We start from the raw sequence: 14,569 nt of genomic DNA on the forward strand, positions 1-14,569 counted from the left end.
CTCTTTTTTTTCAAACAAAACAAAAACAAACAAAAAAAACAAGTACAATGAAAACATTCAATTTAGCGATTATTTTAGTTATGACTTTATTAATGGTAAGTTGTGAAAAAGAATCCAATCAAATTACAAACCGAAAAGACTACGATGCCTATTTAGCGTCAAAAGAAACGAAATCTATAGATTTTGCTAAAAATGAAATCGATTTTTGGCAAAAAAAGTTTGATGCTGCACCCAATCAAATTTCGTATTTATCTCAAATAGCATCCAATTATTCGAAATTATTTGAAATTACGGGTAACATTAATTATATCTATAAAACAGAAGAATTATTATTGCAATCGAATGAAGCCTTAAAATATACTCAAGTTGGTACGATTAGAGCTTTGGCTCGTAACTACATTACCCAGCATCGTTTTAAAGAAGCTTTGGTGCTTGCCAATAAAGCTTTAGCTATTGGAGAAGGAAAGAAAGCAACTCAAAAATTACTTTTTGATGTGCAAATGGAACTGGGTAATTATGCTGAAGCAGAAAAAAATTTAAAGGCGATTCAGGATCCAAATGAATTTGATTTCTTAATTAGAATTGCCAAATGGAATGATCATCTTGGGGATTTACCTACAGCTATTTCACTAATGGAAAAAGCAGCCAAGAGAGCTGAGAAAGATGAAAATGAAGGATTAAAAGTATGGGCTTACTCAAACCTTGGAGACATGTATGGTCATGCCGGTCAAATTAAAAAATCCTATAATTATTATTTAAAAACATTAGCGTTAGAACCTCATAACAGCTATGCCTTGAAAGGAATTGCTTGGATAGCCTTTTCTCATGAAAAAAATACCACTGAAGCCAACCGCATTATTAATATCATTTCTAAAAAACACAATTCACCCGATTTTTATTTAATGAAATCTGAAATTGCTGAATATGAAAACAATAAAGAAAAGAAAGAAAAGTACATGTCGAATTATTTTAATATGCTTCAGAAAAATAATTATGGAGTAATGTATAATAAATACAATGCACTTATTTTTGCTGACGATACAAGCACGGCAGAAATAGCATTGGCGATTGCAAATCAAGAAATCAAAAACCGCCCCACTCCAGATTCTTACGATTTATTAGCTTGGTCGTATTATAATTTGGGCGATTATAAAAAAGCATTAGAAATTGCACAAAAGCATGTAGCTGGAAAATCATTTGAACCCGAATTAAATTATCATTTGGCGATGATTTACAAATCCAATAAAATGAGTAATTTGGTTCAACCTATAAAAGAAGATCTATTAACGAGTACTTTCGAACTAGGTCCAAGTTTTCAACAAAAAATAGATCAATTATAATGAATACGTATACCAAAATTCTCTTTTTATTTTGGATGTTTACTAGTTATTCTCAAATAAAAAAAGGAACGATACACGACGTTAACGGAAGTCCAATTGATAATGCTTATATCATCAATACAAATTCTCAAAGTCACGCCCATACTGATGAATTTGGAAATTTTGCAATAGACAAAACTGTAGTTGGTGATCTTTTGGAAGTATCTGGTTTAGGTTATAAAAAAAATACTTTTAGCGTTAGCGAAGGTCTTACTGAAATTATTTTAGAGTCTGATATCTATACCTTAGATCAAGTAATCATTCATTCCAAAATTTCAGCTATGAATGAACTATCTAAAATTGATTTGCAAACCAAACCCGTTAATTCTTCACAAGAGATTTTACGAAAAGTACCTGGTTTGTTTATTGGTCAACACGCCGGAGGAGGAAAAGCAGAACAAATATTTTTGAGAGGTTTTGATATTGATCATGGAACAGATATCGCATTGTCTGTAGATGGAATGCCTGTCAATATGGTTTCTCACGCACATGGTCAAGGGTATGCCGATCTACATTTTGTAATTCCTGAAACGATCGAGAAAATAGATTTTGGAAAAGGAACGTATTATGCCAACAAAGGTGATTTTGCTACAGCTGGCTATGTCTCGTTTTTAACGAAGGAAAAAGTTGAAAATAGTAGTTTGTCTGTTGAAGCCGGACAGTTTAATACTATGAGAACCGTTGGTATTTTTAATTTGTTGGAAAATCAGAAAAAGCAAAGCGCGTATTTGGCAACCGAATATGTACTAACCGATGGTCCTTTCGATTCGCCTCAAAATTTTAAACGAATGAATCTCTTTGGAAAATATACCAACAGTATATCAGAAAATAGTAAGTTTTCCATCATGGCTTCTCGTTTTACAAGCAAATGGGATGCATCGGGACAAATTCCGCAACGTTTGGTTGATAACGGAATGATTTCACGATTTGGAGCGGTAGATGACACCGAAGGAGGGAACACTTCCAGAACCAATTTTAATGCGTCTTTGACTAAAAATATTAGTGAGAATACCTTTTTGAAAGCAAATGCTTTTTATTCTAATTATCAATTTGAATTGTTTTCCAATTTTACCTTTTTCTTAGAAGATCCCATCAATGGTGACCAGATCAAACAAAAGGAAAACAGAAATATTTATGGTTTGAATTCGGAGCTAAATAAAAGATTAAAAATAAATAGCATCGATGCTTTAGTACAAGCTGGTTTTGGTTTTCGAGCCGATGAAACAAAAAATACCGAATTATCACATACCTTAAATCGAAATGAAACCTTACAAAACATAAAGTTAGGAGACATTGATCAAACGAATGTTTTTTCTTACTTAAATGCCGAATTTGATTTTGGAAAACTAAAAATAAATCCAGCAATTCGAATGGATTATTTCAAGTTTAATTACCAAGATAAATTAGTAGCGAAGTATACAACACAATCGGAAGACAAGGTAAAATTCTCTCCCAAATTGAATTTCATCTTTTCACAAAATAATGACTTGCAATTCTATTTAAAATCTGGTTTGGGTTTCCATTCGAATGATACGAGAGTAGTGGTAGCGCAAACAGGAAAGAAGATTTTGCCTACAGCCTTTGGAACCGATTTAGGAACGATTTTTAAACCGTTTTCTAGATTGGTAGTCAATTCAGCACTGTGGTTTTTGGATTTGGAGCAAGAATTTGTGTATGTTGGTGACGCTGGAGTAGTGGAACCTAGCGGACGATCAAAACGTATGGGAATTGATTTCGGATTGCGCTATCAGATGACCAACTATTTGTTTTTTGATGCCGATGCAAATTATACCTACGCAAGAAGTAATGATGCACCAAATGGTCAAGATTATATTCCGTTGGCACCCGATTTTACTGGAACTGGAGGTTTTAGTGTCACAGATTACAAAGGGTTTTCAGGTGGATTTCATTATCGCTATTTGAAAACACGCCCAGCGAATGAAGACAATTCTATTGTAGCCAAAGGATACATGGTATCGGATGTCAATTTGAATTATAAATACCAAAAGTTCATTTTTGGAATATCGGTAGAAAATCTATTTAATACCAAATGGAATGAAACACAGTTTGCCACCGAATCAAGGTTGCAAAATGAAGCAACAAGCGTTGAAGAAATTCATTTTACCCCAGGAACTCCTTTTTTTATGAAAGGAAAAATAACATACACTTTTTAGTTAAGTGAAGTTTGTTTTTTTTGAATGTTTGAAAAAAAAGCTCATTAGATACTATTTCCAATGAGCTTTTTGATATTTAGATGCCATTCACAATTCCTACAAAATCATCCGCTTTTAAAGCTGCCCCTCCAATTAATCCACCGTCTACATCAGGCTGTGAAAAAATTTCTTTGGCATTGTCGGGTTTGACACTCCCTCCGTAAAGGATAGAAACGTTTTCGGCAATGTCGCTTCCGTATTGTTTGCGAATCGTTTCGCGAATAAATTGGTGCATTTCTTGGGCTTGCGCTGGTGAAGCGGTTTCACCAGTACCAATTGCCCAAACCGGTTCGTAAGCCAAGACAATATTGGTCCATGCACTTTCAGTTAAATGAAACAAACCGTCACGCAATTGCAATTCAACGATATTAAAATGACTGTTAGTACTTCTATCTTTTAGTTCTTCACCAAAACAGAAAATGACTTTCATATCATGTTTTAAAGCGGTATCTACTTTATTGGCTAACAAAGCATCCGTTTCATGAAAATAAGCACGACGCTCTGAATGTCCTAAAATAACGGTTGTTACTCCAATACTTTTTAACATATCGGCCGAAATTTCTCCTGTGAAAGCGCCACCTTCTGCTTGGTGCATGTTTTGTGCGGCTACTTCAATAGCAGTAAATTCAGTATGGTCAACCGCAGAGGCAAGATTGACAAACGTTGGTGCAATGATAATTTTAGTTTGTGTATCGGTAGGTAACTTTTGGATTAATTCATTGATCAAATCTTCGGTTTGCTCGGCATTTTTATTCATTTTCCAATTGCCAGCTACTATTTTTTGTCTCATTAGTTCAATTCTTTTAATAAGTTGCTTACTTTTTCATGGTCAGTTTCTATCGCACGGTATAATTTTATTTTTCCAGTTTTGTCTAAGATAATATAACGCGGAATCCAATCTAAATTGATTGCTTTTCCGAAATCACCTTTCATACCTCCAGGCATTAAGTAATGATCACCTGTAATTGCGTGTTTTTCAATTCCAACTTTCCAAGCTTCTGGAGTTTTATCGGCAGAAAGAAATACAAAGGCAACATTTGGGTTTTGGGCCTGCAATTCTTTTAATTTCGGCATATTTTTGACACAATCGCTGCACCAAGAAGCCCAAGCTTCAATAACAACAGTTTTGCCTTCGTGTTTTTTAAGTATGTCTTTGAAAGCGATTTCATTTCCATTTCCATCCGTAAGTTTGTGTCCCAAAGCTTCATCTGAAAATTGTTTGTCTTGTGCATTGGTACACGAAATATTTAAGGCAAAAGCAGCAAGTAAGCAAAGTAGTTTTTTCATGATTTATTATTTTTTTAATTCGTTGTATGATTTATTAATTAACTCTTGATAATCTTTTGGATTGAATTGATTTTCGGTAATACCGTAATAGTATTTGTACTCGTTACCATTCCATAAATATTTTACACCAGGTGTATCTTTTCCAGTTCCTAATAATTTCCAAAACGGAATGATTTCGATGATTTTATATGGATATTCAGCACCGGCTTCTTTGAAAAAAGCAGGGATTAAATCGGCTTCTTCATTCATAAATAGAATTACAACTTCTGGGAAATTTTTGTTGATTTTCCTCATTTCGGTTAATTCTTTAGCGGCTAATCGACAATGGTCACAACCCGGAACGAAGAAACATAACGTTTTTCTTCCAGTATCGATTTTAGAAAAGAATTGTGCATACCCCGATTTCTTTTTTGCAGGCTCATTAAGGACTACTTCTTCCACTTTTTTTGGTGTTTCTTTGGCTGTAGAATCTTTTATCGGTTTTTCAACGGCATCCATTTTTACGGCTCCCGAATCGATTACTTCTGTAGTCAAGCTATCCGTTGGTAAAGTTTCAATCGGCATCGCTAATTCCGTATTCGATTTTATAGGTGCTATCAAAAATATTCCGACAATAGTAGCCAAAGTAACCGCGGCTAATGGCCAAAATTTAGAAGCTGTTTTTTCGGACACCAATAGATACAACCAAATCAGTAAACCAATGGCAATGATGTTTTTGATAATCGCTTCAATAGGTGTCATTGGAATTAGTTCACCAAAACAACCACAGTTGCCAGAGTTGCCACCATTTACAAAGGTTTCATATGACAAATGTGCCACAAAAACGGCTAATAAGGCTATGGTAGCCGGAATTACAATTTTTTTCAGATAGTTATTCTGTAGAATTAAAAATCCCAGGGCCAATTCAATTCCGATTAATATTCTGGAAAACCAAGGAGCTATTGCTTCTGAAAATCCTAAGGGATACAATTGTTTTACTTCAAAAGTAGAGATAGCAAAATAGGGAGATGGATACATTTTGGCTACTGCCGAAACAATGAACAAGGCCGAAATGACTATTTTAATTAAGATGGATAGATTTTTTTTCATAGTTTAATTATTTCCTTCCAAAAGTATTAAGGCAAATACTGCATAATTAATCATGTCTTGGTAATTGGCGTCAATTCCTTCAGAAACGATTGTTTTTCCTTTGTTATCTTCAATTTGTTTTACGCGAAGAATTTTTTGCAAAATTAAATCGGTTAACGAACTCACACGCATATCACGCCATGCCTCACCATAATCATGATTTTTGTTTTCCATCAAATCTTTGGTCAATTTGATTTTTTCATCATACAGTTTTACGGCTTCTTCCACGTCTAAATCGGGTTGATCGGCAACTCCTTTATCCAATTGAATTAAGGCCATGATAGAATAATTAATTATTCCAATAAATTCAGGTACTTCCCCTTCGTCTACTTTTCGAACGTCATTTTCTTGTAAAGAGCGTATGCGTTGGGCTTTTATGAATATTTGATCCGTAAGTGATGGCAAACGTAATATACGCCAAGCACTTCCATAATCTTTCATTTTTTTACTATATAAATCGCGGCAAGTGGTAATGATTGCGTCGTATTGTTGTGAGGTATTACTCATTAGTGTCTTATATTTGTATCAAATTGGTTCAAAAATAACGAATTTTAAATAATAAGCTGTTAATAAAATGCAAATGGCCACAATAAATTGTAAAGGAAATTTAATTGATTTAACGTCTCCCAAAGTGATGGGAATTTTGAATATTACCCCAGATTCTTTTTATGACGGTGGAAAATTTTCTTCGGAAGCACTGATTTTGAGTCAAGTGGAAAAAATGCTGACAGATGGCGCGACATTTATTGATATCGGTGGACAATCAAGTCGACCAAGTTCTGAATTTCTTTCTTCAGATATGGAGCAAAAAAGAGTGTTGCCTGTGGTCGATTTAATTTTGAAAAATTTCCCGAAGGTTTTACTTTCCATCGATACCTTTCACAGCGAAGTAGCAAACCTTTGTATTGAGCATGGTGCTGCAATGATCAATGATATTTCTGCTGGTAGTTTGGATGAAAAAATGTTTGAAGTGATTGCCAAGCACCAAGTACCGTATGTGATGATGCACATGCGTGGCACACCACAAACCATGCAACAATTAACCGATTATGAAGATGTTGTGAAAGAAGTATTATTTTATTTCTCTCAGAAAATCGCCAAAGCAAGACAATTCGGAATTAATGATTTGATTTTAGATCCTGGATTTGGATTCGCCAAAACAATCGAGCAAAACTTTGTCTTGATGCAACAATTGGAGTTACTTCAAATGGCGGAATTGCCCATTCTTGTAGGTGTTTCCAGAAAATCAATGGTTTACAAAAAGCTTGAAACCACAGCTGATAAAGCACTAAACGGCACTACAGTTTTAAACACAATTGCTTTAACCAAAGGAGCTAAAATTTTACGCGTTCATGATGTGAAGGAAGCAGTAGAATGTGTGAAATTAACTTCTTTTTAATTTAAAAAACGTTCTATTTGCGGAATAGTGTCAGGTGCTACGGGTCTTCCTTTTTTAATAGCCACACCCGTTACTTTTGCAGTTAGAATAGTTTTGTTATCAGCAATTCTAATAATGTTTTGGTGAAAAACGACTTTTAAGTTGCCTTCTTTTTCGGCAGCTACTTCAATTTTGAATTTATCACGACTCACCAACGAATTTTTAAAATTCATTTCGATGTTTTTGACAACCAATAAAATATTATTTTGAGCAAATTCAACAAAATCAATTCCATGGTGATGTAAGAATTCATGACGAGCATGCTCTAAATAATTTTGATAAACCGAATTGTTTACGATGCTTTGTACATCCAATTCGTAATCTCTTACATCCATTTCAATTGAAAACTTTTCCATTTTTTAAGGGTTAATTTCTTCTTCTTCTTCTTCGTGATTTATAAACTGAGCTTCATACAATTTTCTGTAATAGCCTTCTTCTTTTTGTAATAAGTTTTGATGATTGCCTTCCTCTACTACAATTCCTTTGTCTAATACTACAATTTTATCAGCATTAATTACGGTGGCCAATCGGTGAGCAATGACGATTGAAGTACGGTTTTTGGTCAACGTTACCGTCGCTTTTTGAATCATTTCTTCCAAATAAGCATCGATTGAGGATGTGGCTTCGTCTAAAATCAAAATGCTTGGATTACTCAAATAGGCACGCAAGAATGCAATTAACTGTCGTTGTCCAGAGGATAACATATTGCCTCGTTCCTTCACATTATAATCGTAATTTTCGGGCAAGCTCATAATAAAGTCGTGCGCACCAATTTCTTTCGCGGCTTTAATGACTTCTTCTCTTGAAATCGATTCGTTATTCAGTGTAATATTATTGTGAATAGTGTCGGCAAAAAGGAAAACATCTTGTAACACGACGGCGATTTGTTTGCGTAAACTGTCTAAAGTGAAATTTTGAATGTTTTTATCATCAATAGAGATGGCTCCCGATTTAATATCGTAAAAACGGTTCAGTAAATTAATTATAGTTGATTTTCCAGCACCTGTAGCTCCAACTATAGCAATCGTTTCCCCTTTATGTACAGAGAGATTGATGCTTTTCAAGACCTCTTCATCCGGTTTGTAACCAAAAGTTACATTTTCGAAGTTGATTTTTCCTTCAAATTTTGGAGCCATTTGAGTGCCGTTGCTTTCGATATGTTTTTCAGAATCCAATACTTCAAAAACACGATTGGCTGCAATCATTCCCATTTGCATCTCGTTGAATTTATCGGCAATTTGACGCAACGGCGTAAAAAAGATGGCGATGTACATATTGAATGCCATTAAATCACCCAACTCGGTTACAGGATCCCTTTTTAAGACTAAAATTGAACCAAAATAAATGATTAAACTCAACGTTAATGCAGAAATAATATCGGCAATTGGAAAGAAGATGGAGTTGTACCAAACGTTTTTTACCCAGGCTTTTCGGTGTAAATTATTGATTTCTTTAAACTTTTTATATTCGGTTTCTTCGCGTGTAAAAAGCTGTACGATTTTCATTCCTGAAACACGTTCTTGTACGAATGTATTCATATTGGCCACTTGGTTACGAACTTCTTCGAAAGCATCTTTCATTTTCACTTGGAAAATACGAGTGGCGTAGATCAAAATTGGCATGGCAGCCACAACAATCATCGTCAATTTCCAATTCATATATAACATAAACCCAAGAATGACGACCATTTTGAGCAAGTCAGAGATAATCATAAACAATCCTTGACTAAAAATTCGGGCGATGGCTTCAATATCAGAAACCGAACGTGTGATTAGTTTGCCAACAGGTTCGTGATCGTAATAACTTATTTTGAAACTGGTTAAATGTTTGAATAATTTAATTCGGATGTCTTTCACAATATCTTGTCCCAAAACATTGGCCCAATACACAAAATAAAACTGGGCTAAAACTTCCAAAAACAACGTAATTCCCATGATGATCGTCATGATAATGAATCCGTTTACTTTTTTAGGGATAACGTAATCATCAATAATATCTTTCAATAAATAGGGGCGAAGTGCAGCAAAAATAGAGAGCAAAATAGCCCATGCAATAACACTGTTATAGCGCCATTTATAGGGTTTTGTATATTCTAAAATCCGTTTGAATAAACGGGTATCAAATGCTTTCATTCTTGTTTAATGTATGGATACGTAATTTTTGTTAAAAACAATCCTTGTGCGGGTACCGAAAAGCCAGCTTTTTTACGACTTTTACTTTCAATTATTTTTATAAAATCGTCGGTATTAATTTTATGTAAGCCAATATTAACTAAAGTTCCCACAATGGCGCGAACCATATTTCGTAAGAATCTATCGGCAGTTATGGTAAAGATAAGGGTATTGTTTTCTTTTTTCCAATAGGCTTCAGTTATTTTACAATTGTATGTAAAAACATCAGTATTCGTCTTGGAAAAACATTCAAAATCGGTAAAATCTAATAATAATTTGGCCGCTGCATTCATCGCATCAACATCTAAATCATGATGATAAAACCAAGCCAATTCGGTATTAAAAACATTTTTTTGGGTAGCAATATGATAATGGTAGGTTCTTGAAGTCGCATCAAAACGTGCATGTGCATCATGGTGAACCGGAATGATTTTAAAAATGGAGATGTCTTTTGGTAAAAAGGAATTGGCTTTGTAGGTCAGTTTTTCAATGTCCAATTCTTTTTCAGTATCGAAATGCCCATACATTTGTGAAGCGTGAACACCAGTATCGGTACGTCCTGCGCCAACAATTTCGATTTCTTCTTGCAGTAATGTTGAAAAGACTTTGTTTAATGTTTCTTGTACCGAAACCGCATTGGGTTGGTATTGCCAACCATGGTAATGGGTCCCGTTATATGCAAATTCTAGGAAATATCTCAATTTAAAATCTTTTTGCAAAGATAAAGAAATGATTTAAGATTGCTTTGTTCCTTGCTAGTTCAAATAAAAAAAAACAGAGAACCTAAGTTCTCTGAATTTCTAATTAAGTAGATGAATTAACGTCTTCCGTGACCACGACCGTTCCCACCTCCTGAGTTTCCTCTGTCGTTATCATTGTCTTTTTTATAATGACCATGTGCATTTCCATTTCCTCTTTTTTCATAACGGTCATTATCATAATTTCTATAGTCTCTTCTGTCGGAAACGGCTACATAGTTACCTCTTCGATTATAGTTTGGGCCATAATATTCTTGACGGTAGTTTCTGTAGTTATCTCTCCAGTAATAATTTCTGTGATGGTTGAAATGTGCCCAAGGGGAATTTCCTCTATAATCAATAACTACTCGATGTGCTCTATTGATATCATATCCGTGGCAATATTCTGGTAAATAACGAGAACGTAGCCATCCGTGAGGTCCATAATAAATGTATACTTCGGCAAAATTATCGTAGTAGCATTCTAATTCAGGTAAATATACATACTGAACTCTGTCTTCATAATAGTGTCCGCACCAGTCAGGACGTGAGCCAATATTTAAACTAACAGAAACTTGTGCGTTAGATTGCAATGTAAAAGACATCAACATGGCTCCTATAATAATTTGTAAATTTTTCATATTAATTGGTTTTTAGTTATGGGTACTATATAAACGTTTATGTTTGATAATTAGTATCCAATTACTGTGCCAAAAAATAGAATGAGTAAAGTTGAAATTATAATTTTAACAAATATTGATAGACTTTTTCAGTGGGTAAACCCACGACATTTGTATAGGAACCTTCTATTTTTGAAATGCCAATAAGGCCAATCCAGTCTTGTATTCCGTAGCTTCCTGCTTTGTCAAAAGGTTGGTAGTTTTCTAAATAAAAATGGATGGCTTCGTCCGATAAATCTCCAAAAGTAACTTTGGTTACATCGTTGATGATTTCTGTTTTAGTGGCTGTTTTAAAACAAACGGATCCAATCACTTCATGGGTAGCATTGGCCAAACTTTTAAGCATTTGAAAAGCATCTTCATAGTCTTTGGGTTTTCCCAACGCTTGATTGTTATGCCAGACCAAGGTATCGCTGGTGATGAGTAGTTCGTTGTCTTGTAGTTCATTATCGAATGCGGCAGCTTTCAATTCTGCTAAAAAATCGGTTATTTCAAGATGCTGTAAGTTTTCAGGGTAAATTTCTTCAATTTCTTTTAATCGAATTTCAAAATCGAAACCAAATTCTTTAAAAAATTGTTGTCTACGAGGCGACCCCGATGCTAGAATAATTTTGGTGTTTTTTAATTTATTGCGCAGCATAATATTTCATATTTATTCCGATCACGGCAATGGCAATAATTCCTAAAAAGATAATGAGTTTTAAAACATCACTTAAGTGAGCATATTCTTTTTTGTTTTTTGCCGACCAGATTTTCATCGAAAAATACAATAATGGGCCAATTAGAAATCCTAAAATGTAAACGGTAGCAAATTGTAATTCAAATAAATTGACGTACATATAATACAGAATACAAATCGTAGGAATAAAACTTAATCCGAATACTAATTTAGTGGTTCTTGCTACTCCCAAAGCAACAGGTAATGTTTGAATTCCGTTGTTGTAATCACCGTTTACATCTTCTAAATCTTTCACCATTTCACGTAACAGATTAATGATAAAAGCGATAATCGAAAAATCAATTAGAACAGAAAAAACGGGAAGCATTTGTTCTCTATTGGTCATGTCTGTAGCTGGAAAAATCATAAACAAATCGATTATTAAAATACTAAAAGCCAATAAAAAGGCGACTACAATATTTTTGACAATCATTATTTGTTTGAAACTTGTTGAATAAATATACAGTAAGGCCGCACATAGAATGAAAACAGTCACAAAATTAGGGCGACCAATTATTTTTGATAAATAAAAACCAATTCCGACACCAATAATAGAAAAGGCTACATATAAGTTGTAGGCAAAATTTTCGGAAATGCTATGACCCACAATGGCTTTTTTAGGTTTATTAATCCCATCAACATCTTGGTCCATAATATCATTAATAATATACCCGCCAGCGGCAATACAAACGGTTGAAATGATGAGTAAATAGTATTGCCAAAGCGCTAAAGCCAAAGGAATATCCTGCATTTTTAAAAAACCAAAAAGAATGACTAATTGCATAAAAGCAAGCAGTAATAAGTTTTTGTAACGTATGAGGTTGAGGTATTTCATTTGTGTGTTTGATTTAAAAAAACTTTCCGTTAAAATAAGTATTCCATTTGCCTTGCACCTTCATGACTTGTTCAATAACGTCGCGAACAGCACCCTTTCCTCCATTGATATGGGAAATGTAGTTTGAAATGGATTTGATTTCCGGGCTGGCATCTTGTGGGCAAGTTGGCAAGCCTACCAATTGCATGATGTGATAATCTGGGATATCATCACCCATATATAATACTTGTTCGGGTTTGATGTTGTATGCGTTTGTATATTCGTTGAAGGTTTTTACTTTATCTGGTGATCCTAGATGAATATCATTAATACCTAAGTTTTTTAATCGGATTCGTACCCCTTCGTTACTTCCTCCTGAAATGATACACACATGGTACCCACTTTCAATAGCAGCTTTCATGGCAAATCCGTCGCGAATATTCATTTCGCGAAGCATTTCACCTGTTGGAGTTATATGTACTGTTCCATCGGTTAAAACGCCATCCACATCAAAAACAAAAGTGGTGATGTCGTTCATAATTTCTTTATAGCTTTTTGCCATTATCAATAATTGATTTGGTTAGTATTTTATAGATTTCCTTTTGAGTTGTCTCCTGAAGGAAATTCAAGTGCGCGTTTATCGTTTGTGTGTCGTTGCGTTTCGCTGGACCAGTTTGTGCTTCGACGGGTGTGAGTGTTTTGATTTTGTTTGCCGTTTCGATGATTAGAGGTTGCAAAATTTCAAAAGGAATTTCGTTTTCATCACAAATTTTATTTCCGATTGCATACAAATGATTCACAAAGTTGCATGAAAATACAGCGGCAACATGCAATGCTTTGCGTTGTTCTGAATTAATATTGAAAATTTTTTCAGATATTGATTTTCCAACTTTTTCTAATAATTGATAATCGGTTTCGTTTTCGGCTTCTATACAAATGGGAATTTCACTAAAATCGACCGATTTGTTTTTGGAAAATGTCTGCAACGGATAAAAAACACCACGTTTGTTCTTTTCGTTTAATTCCGAAATTGCAACACTTCCAGAAGTGTGTACCACCAATTTTTTTTCAAACGGAATTTGATTGGAAACTGCATGAACAGCTGTGTCGGTTACCGATATAATGTATAAATCTGCTTCTTTCAGCTGTTCAAAATCGTTTGTGATTTTTGAAGCCTCAAAATTTTTAATGTCTGCGTCTAAATTTCTAGAAAACACTTGTATAACATCAACAGTTTCGCTTTTGACGAAAGCCGAAATTAAATGTTGTGCTACATTTCCGGATCCAATAATTACCACTGAAATCATTTGGCTAAAGTAATAAAAAATGAAATGGTAAGAAAATGAAGGCTAATTCTCTGTAAATCGACTTTTTAACAAAAAATGTTTATATGTTTTTGTTAAAAATGTTTGATGAAATGAAAAAGATAGTATTTTCGACTTTCAGAACTTAACCTATAAATATTAGTATTATGAAAAAAGGATTGACCGTTATTATGTTTTTATTCTGTGCGATGACAGGATTTAGCCAAATTAAAGTCTTACCAACAACACCTCTTGAAAGATTGGGTAGAGTAGGTGTGAGCGATATTTATGTACAAAAAGAAGGTGATACTTATACTTTTTTTTACAAGAATATAGAAAATAAAGAGGATATAAACATTCGTAATTTTTCGTTTAAAAACGTTGAAAACGATTACGAAAACTTATATAAAATTATTATAGATGGTTTTAATGCTTCGCCGATGTATGACATCAAATTGGAATTACCAAATGATTATGTATGGTTACATTATACCAAAACTACTGCAAAAACTACGGTACAGTTTATGACAACCAACAAGGTAACTTCTTCTACAGGTATTTCGGAGATGATGAATATTGACGATGTTAAAAAATTATTTGAAAAGTCATAATTTTCTTTTTCAAAAATATAGAAAGCGAAATCAATCTGGTTTCGCTTTTTTATTTGTTAAAAATCCTTAAAATTCTATCGTTTTAAACT

Annotated in this window: 16 protein-coding genes; 4 read left to right on the plus strand and 12 right to left on the minus strand. The window is 34.0% G+C overall.

Annotated elements, in window-relative coordinates:
- Positions 1-47 precede the first annotated feature (47 nt).
- Both EQG63_RS09020 and EQG63_RS09025 read left to right on the plus strand, forming a co-directional pair.
- Positions 48-1,340, plus strand: a complete 1,293-nt coding sequence (locus tag EQG63_RS09020; RefSeq protein WP_129436045.1) for a UDP-N-acetylglucosamine--peptide N-acetylglucosaminyltransferase SPINDLY family protein — start codon at positions 48-50, stop codon at positions 1,338-1,340.
- Positions 1,340-3,553: a TonB-dependent receptor gene (locus tag EQG63_RS09025; RefSeq protein WP_129436046.1), complete on the plus strand. Its 2,214-nt coding sequence runs from the start codon at positions 1,340-1,342 to the stop codon at positions 3,551-3,553. The genes EQG63_RS09020 and EQG63_RS09025 overlap by 1 nt, the downstream gene beginning before the upstream one ends.
- A 76-nt stretch (positions 3,554-3,629) precedes the next feature.
- Here the strand turns inward: EQG63_RS09025 and tpiA are convergent, their stop codons facing one another.
- The 4 genes from tpiA to EQG63_RS09045 are packed head-to-tail and all read right to left on the minus strand — an operon-like array spanning position 3,630 to position 6,514.
- Positions 3,630-4,382, minus strand: a complete 753-nt coding sequence (gene tpiA, locus EQG63_RS09030) for a triose-phosphate isomerase (RefSeq protein WP_129436047.1) — start codon at positions 4,380-4,382, stop codon at positions 3,630-3,632.
- Positions 4,382-4,879, minus strand: coding sequence for a TlpA family protein disulfide reductase (locus EQG63_RS09035; protein ID WP_129436048.1), 498 nt, complete (start codon positions 4,877-4,879; stop codon positions 4,382-4,384). The genes tpiA and EQG63_RS09035 overlap by 1 nt, the downstream gene beginning before the upstream one ends.
- A gap of 6 nt (positions 4,880-4,885) precedes the next feature.
- On the minus strand, positions 4,886-5,968 hold the full coding sequence (locus EQG63_RS09040; protein ID WP_129436049.1) for a MauE/DoxX family redox-associated membrane protein: 1,083 nt from the start codon (positions 5,966-5,968) through the stop codon (positions 4,886-4,888).
- Positions 5,969-5,971: 3 nt separating this feature from the next.
- Positions 5,972-6,514 (minus strand): DUF1599 domain-containing protein, encoded by a 543-nt coding sequence (locus EQG63_RS09045; protein WP_129436050.1) that lies wholly within the window; start codon positions 6,512-6,514, stop codon positions 5,972-5,974.
- A 67-nt stretch (positions 6,515-6,581) separates the two neighbouring features.
- On the opposite strand from EQG63_RS09045, the gene folP reads away from it, so the two are divergent.
- Positions 6,582-7,406 carry a dihydropteroate synthase gene (gene folP / locus EQG63_RS09050; protein WP_235827826.1) on the plus strand — a complete coding sequence of 275 codons (825 nt, stop codon included), beginning with the start codon at positions 6,582-6,584 and terminating at the stop codon, positions 7,404-7,406.
- On the opposite strand, the gene EQG63_RS09055 is transcribed toward folP, so the two are convergent.
- From EQG63_RS09055 to EQG63_RS09090, 8 genes are all read right to left on the minus strand, one after another.
- Positions 7,403-7,801, minus strand: coding sequence for an acyl-CoA thioesterase (locus tag EQG63_RS09055; protein WP_129436051.1), 399 nt, complete (start codon positions 7,799-7,801; stop codon positions 7,403-7,405). The two genes, folP and EQG63_RS09055, sit on opposite strands and share 4 nt — an antisense overlap.
- A 3-nt stretch (positions 7,802-7,804) precedes the next feature.
- Positions 7,805-9,577, minus strand: a complete 1,773-nt coding sequence (locus EQG63_RS09060) for an ABC transporter ATP-binding protein (protein ID WP_129436052.1) — start codon at positions 9,575-9,577, stop codon at positions 7,805-7,807.
- The gene (truA, locus tag EQG63_RS09065; RefSeq protein WP_129436053.1) at positions 9,574-10,317 is read right to left on the minus strand and encodes a tRNA pseudouridine(38-40) synthase TruA; all 744 of its coding nucleotides are present in this window, start codon (positions 10,315-10,317) and stop codon (positions 9,574-9,576) included. The genes EQG63_RS09060 and truA overlap by 4 nt, the downstream gene beginning before the upstream one ends.
- Before the next feature lie 116 nt (positions 10,318-10,433).
- Positions 10,434-10,994 (minus strand): hypothetical protein, encoded by a 561-nt coding sequence (locus tag EQG63_RS09070; RefSeq protein WP_129436054.1) that lies wholly within the window; start codon positions 10,992-10,994, stop codon positions 10,434-10,436.
- Positions 10,995-11,091: 97 nt separating this feature from the next.
- Positions 11,092-11,673: a Maf-like protein gene (locus tag EQG63_RS09075; RefSeq protein ID WP_129436055.1), complete on the minus strand. Its 582-nt coding sequence runs from the start codon at positions 11,671-11,673 to the stop codon at positions 11,092-11,094.
- Positions 11,660-12,586 (minus strand): geranylgeranylglycerol-phosphate geranylgeranyltransferase, encoded by a 927-nt coding sequence (locus tag EQG63_RS09080; RefSeq protein WP_129436056.1) that lies wholly within the window; start codon positions 12,584-12,586, stop codon positions 11,660-11,662. Before EQG63_RS09080 ends, EQG63_RS09075 begins: the two co-directional genes overlap by 14 nt.
- Positions 12,587-12,599: 13 nt before the next feature.
- Entirely contained in the window at positions 12,600-13,127 is a 528-nt protein-coding gene (locus tag EQG63_RS09085; protein WP_129436057.1) for a KdsC family phosphatase, read from the minus strand.
- On the minus strand, positions 13,111-13,872 hold the full coding sequence (locus EQG63_RS09090) for a Rossmann-like and DUF2520 domain-containing protein (RefSeq protein WP_129436058.1): 762 nt from the start codon (positions 13,870-13,872) through the stop codon (positions 13,111-13,113). Before EQG63_RS09090 ends, EQG63_RS09085 begins: the two co-directional genes overlap by 17 nt.
- Before the next feature lie 164 nt (positions 13,873-14,036).
- Here EQG63_RS09090 and EQG63_RS09095 point away from each other — a divergent pair, with 164 nt between their 5' ends.
- Positions 14,037-14,480: a hypothetical protein gene (locus tag EQG63_RS09095; protein ID WP_129436059.1), complete on the plus strand. Its 444-nt coding sequence runs from the start codon at positions 14,037-14,039 to the stop codon at positions 14,478-14,480.
- Positions 14,481-14,569: the final 89 nt, after the last annotated feature.

Origin of the sequence: Flavobacterium amnicola (assembly GCF_004122165.1) — a bacterium.
GTDB lineage: Bacteria > Bacteroidota > Bacteroidia > Flavobacteriales > Flavobacteriaceae > Flavobacterium > Flavobacterium amnicola.

Coding starts and splice junctions, on each gene's coding strand:
- EQG63_RS09075 (WP_129436055.1), bottom strand. CDS start 11,673: ATGCTGCGCAATAAATTAAAAAACACCAAAATTATTCTAGCATCGGGG.
- tpiA (WP_129436047.1), bottom strand. CDS start 4,382: ATGAGACAAAAAATAGTAGCTGGCAATTGGAAAATGAATAAAAATGCC.
- EQG63_RS09020 (WP_129436045.1), top strand. CDS start 48: ATGAAAACATTCAATTTAGCGATTATTTTAGTTATGACTTTATTAATG.
- folP (WP_235827826.1), top strand. CDS start 6,582: ATGCAAATGGCCACAATAAATTGTAAAGGAAATTTAATTGATTTAACG.
- EQG63_RS09060 (WP_129436052.1), bottom strand. CDS start 9,577: ATGAAAGCATTTGATACCCGTTTATTCAAACGGATTTTAGAATATACA.
- EQG63_RS09080 (WP_129436056.1), bottom strand. CDS start 12,586: ATGAAATACCTCAACCTCATACGTTACAAAAACTTATTACTGCTTGCT.
- EQG63_RS09045 (WP_129436050.1), bottom strand. CDS start 6,514: ATGAGTAATACCTCACAACAATACGACGCAATCATTACCACTTGCCGC.
- EQG63_RS09085 (WP_129436057.1), bottom strand. CDS start 13,127: ATGGCAAAAAGCTATAAAGAAATTATGAACGACATCACCACTTTTGTT.
- EQG63_RS09035 (WP_129436048.1), bottom strand. CDS start 4,879: ATGAAAAAACTACTTTGCTTACTTGCTGCTTTTGCCTTAAATATTTCG.
- EQG63_RS09090 (WP_129436058.1), bottom strand. CDS start 13,872: ATGATTTCAGTGGTAATTATTGGATCCGGAAATGTAGCACAACATTTA.
- EQG63_RS09070 (WP_129436054.1), bottom strand. CDS start 10,994: ATGAAAAATTTACAAATTATTATAGGAGCCATGTTGATGTCTTTTACA.
- EQG63_RS09055 (WP_129436051.1), bottom strand. CDS start 7,801: ATGGAAAAGTTTTCAATTGAAATGGATGTAAGAGATTACGAATTGGAT.
- EQG63_RS09095 (WP_129436059.1), top strand. CDS start 14,037: ATGAAAAAAGGATTGACCGTTATTATGTTTTTATTCTGTGCGATGACA.
- EQG63_RS09040 (WP_129436049.1), bottom strand. CDS start 5,968: ATGAAAAAAAATCTATCCATCTTAATTAAAATAGTCATTTCGGCCTTG.
- EQG63_RS09025 (WP_129436046.1), top strand. CDS start 1,340: ATGAATACGTATACCAAAATTCTCTTTTTATTTTGGATGTTTACTAGT.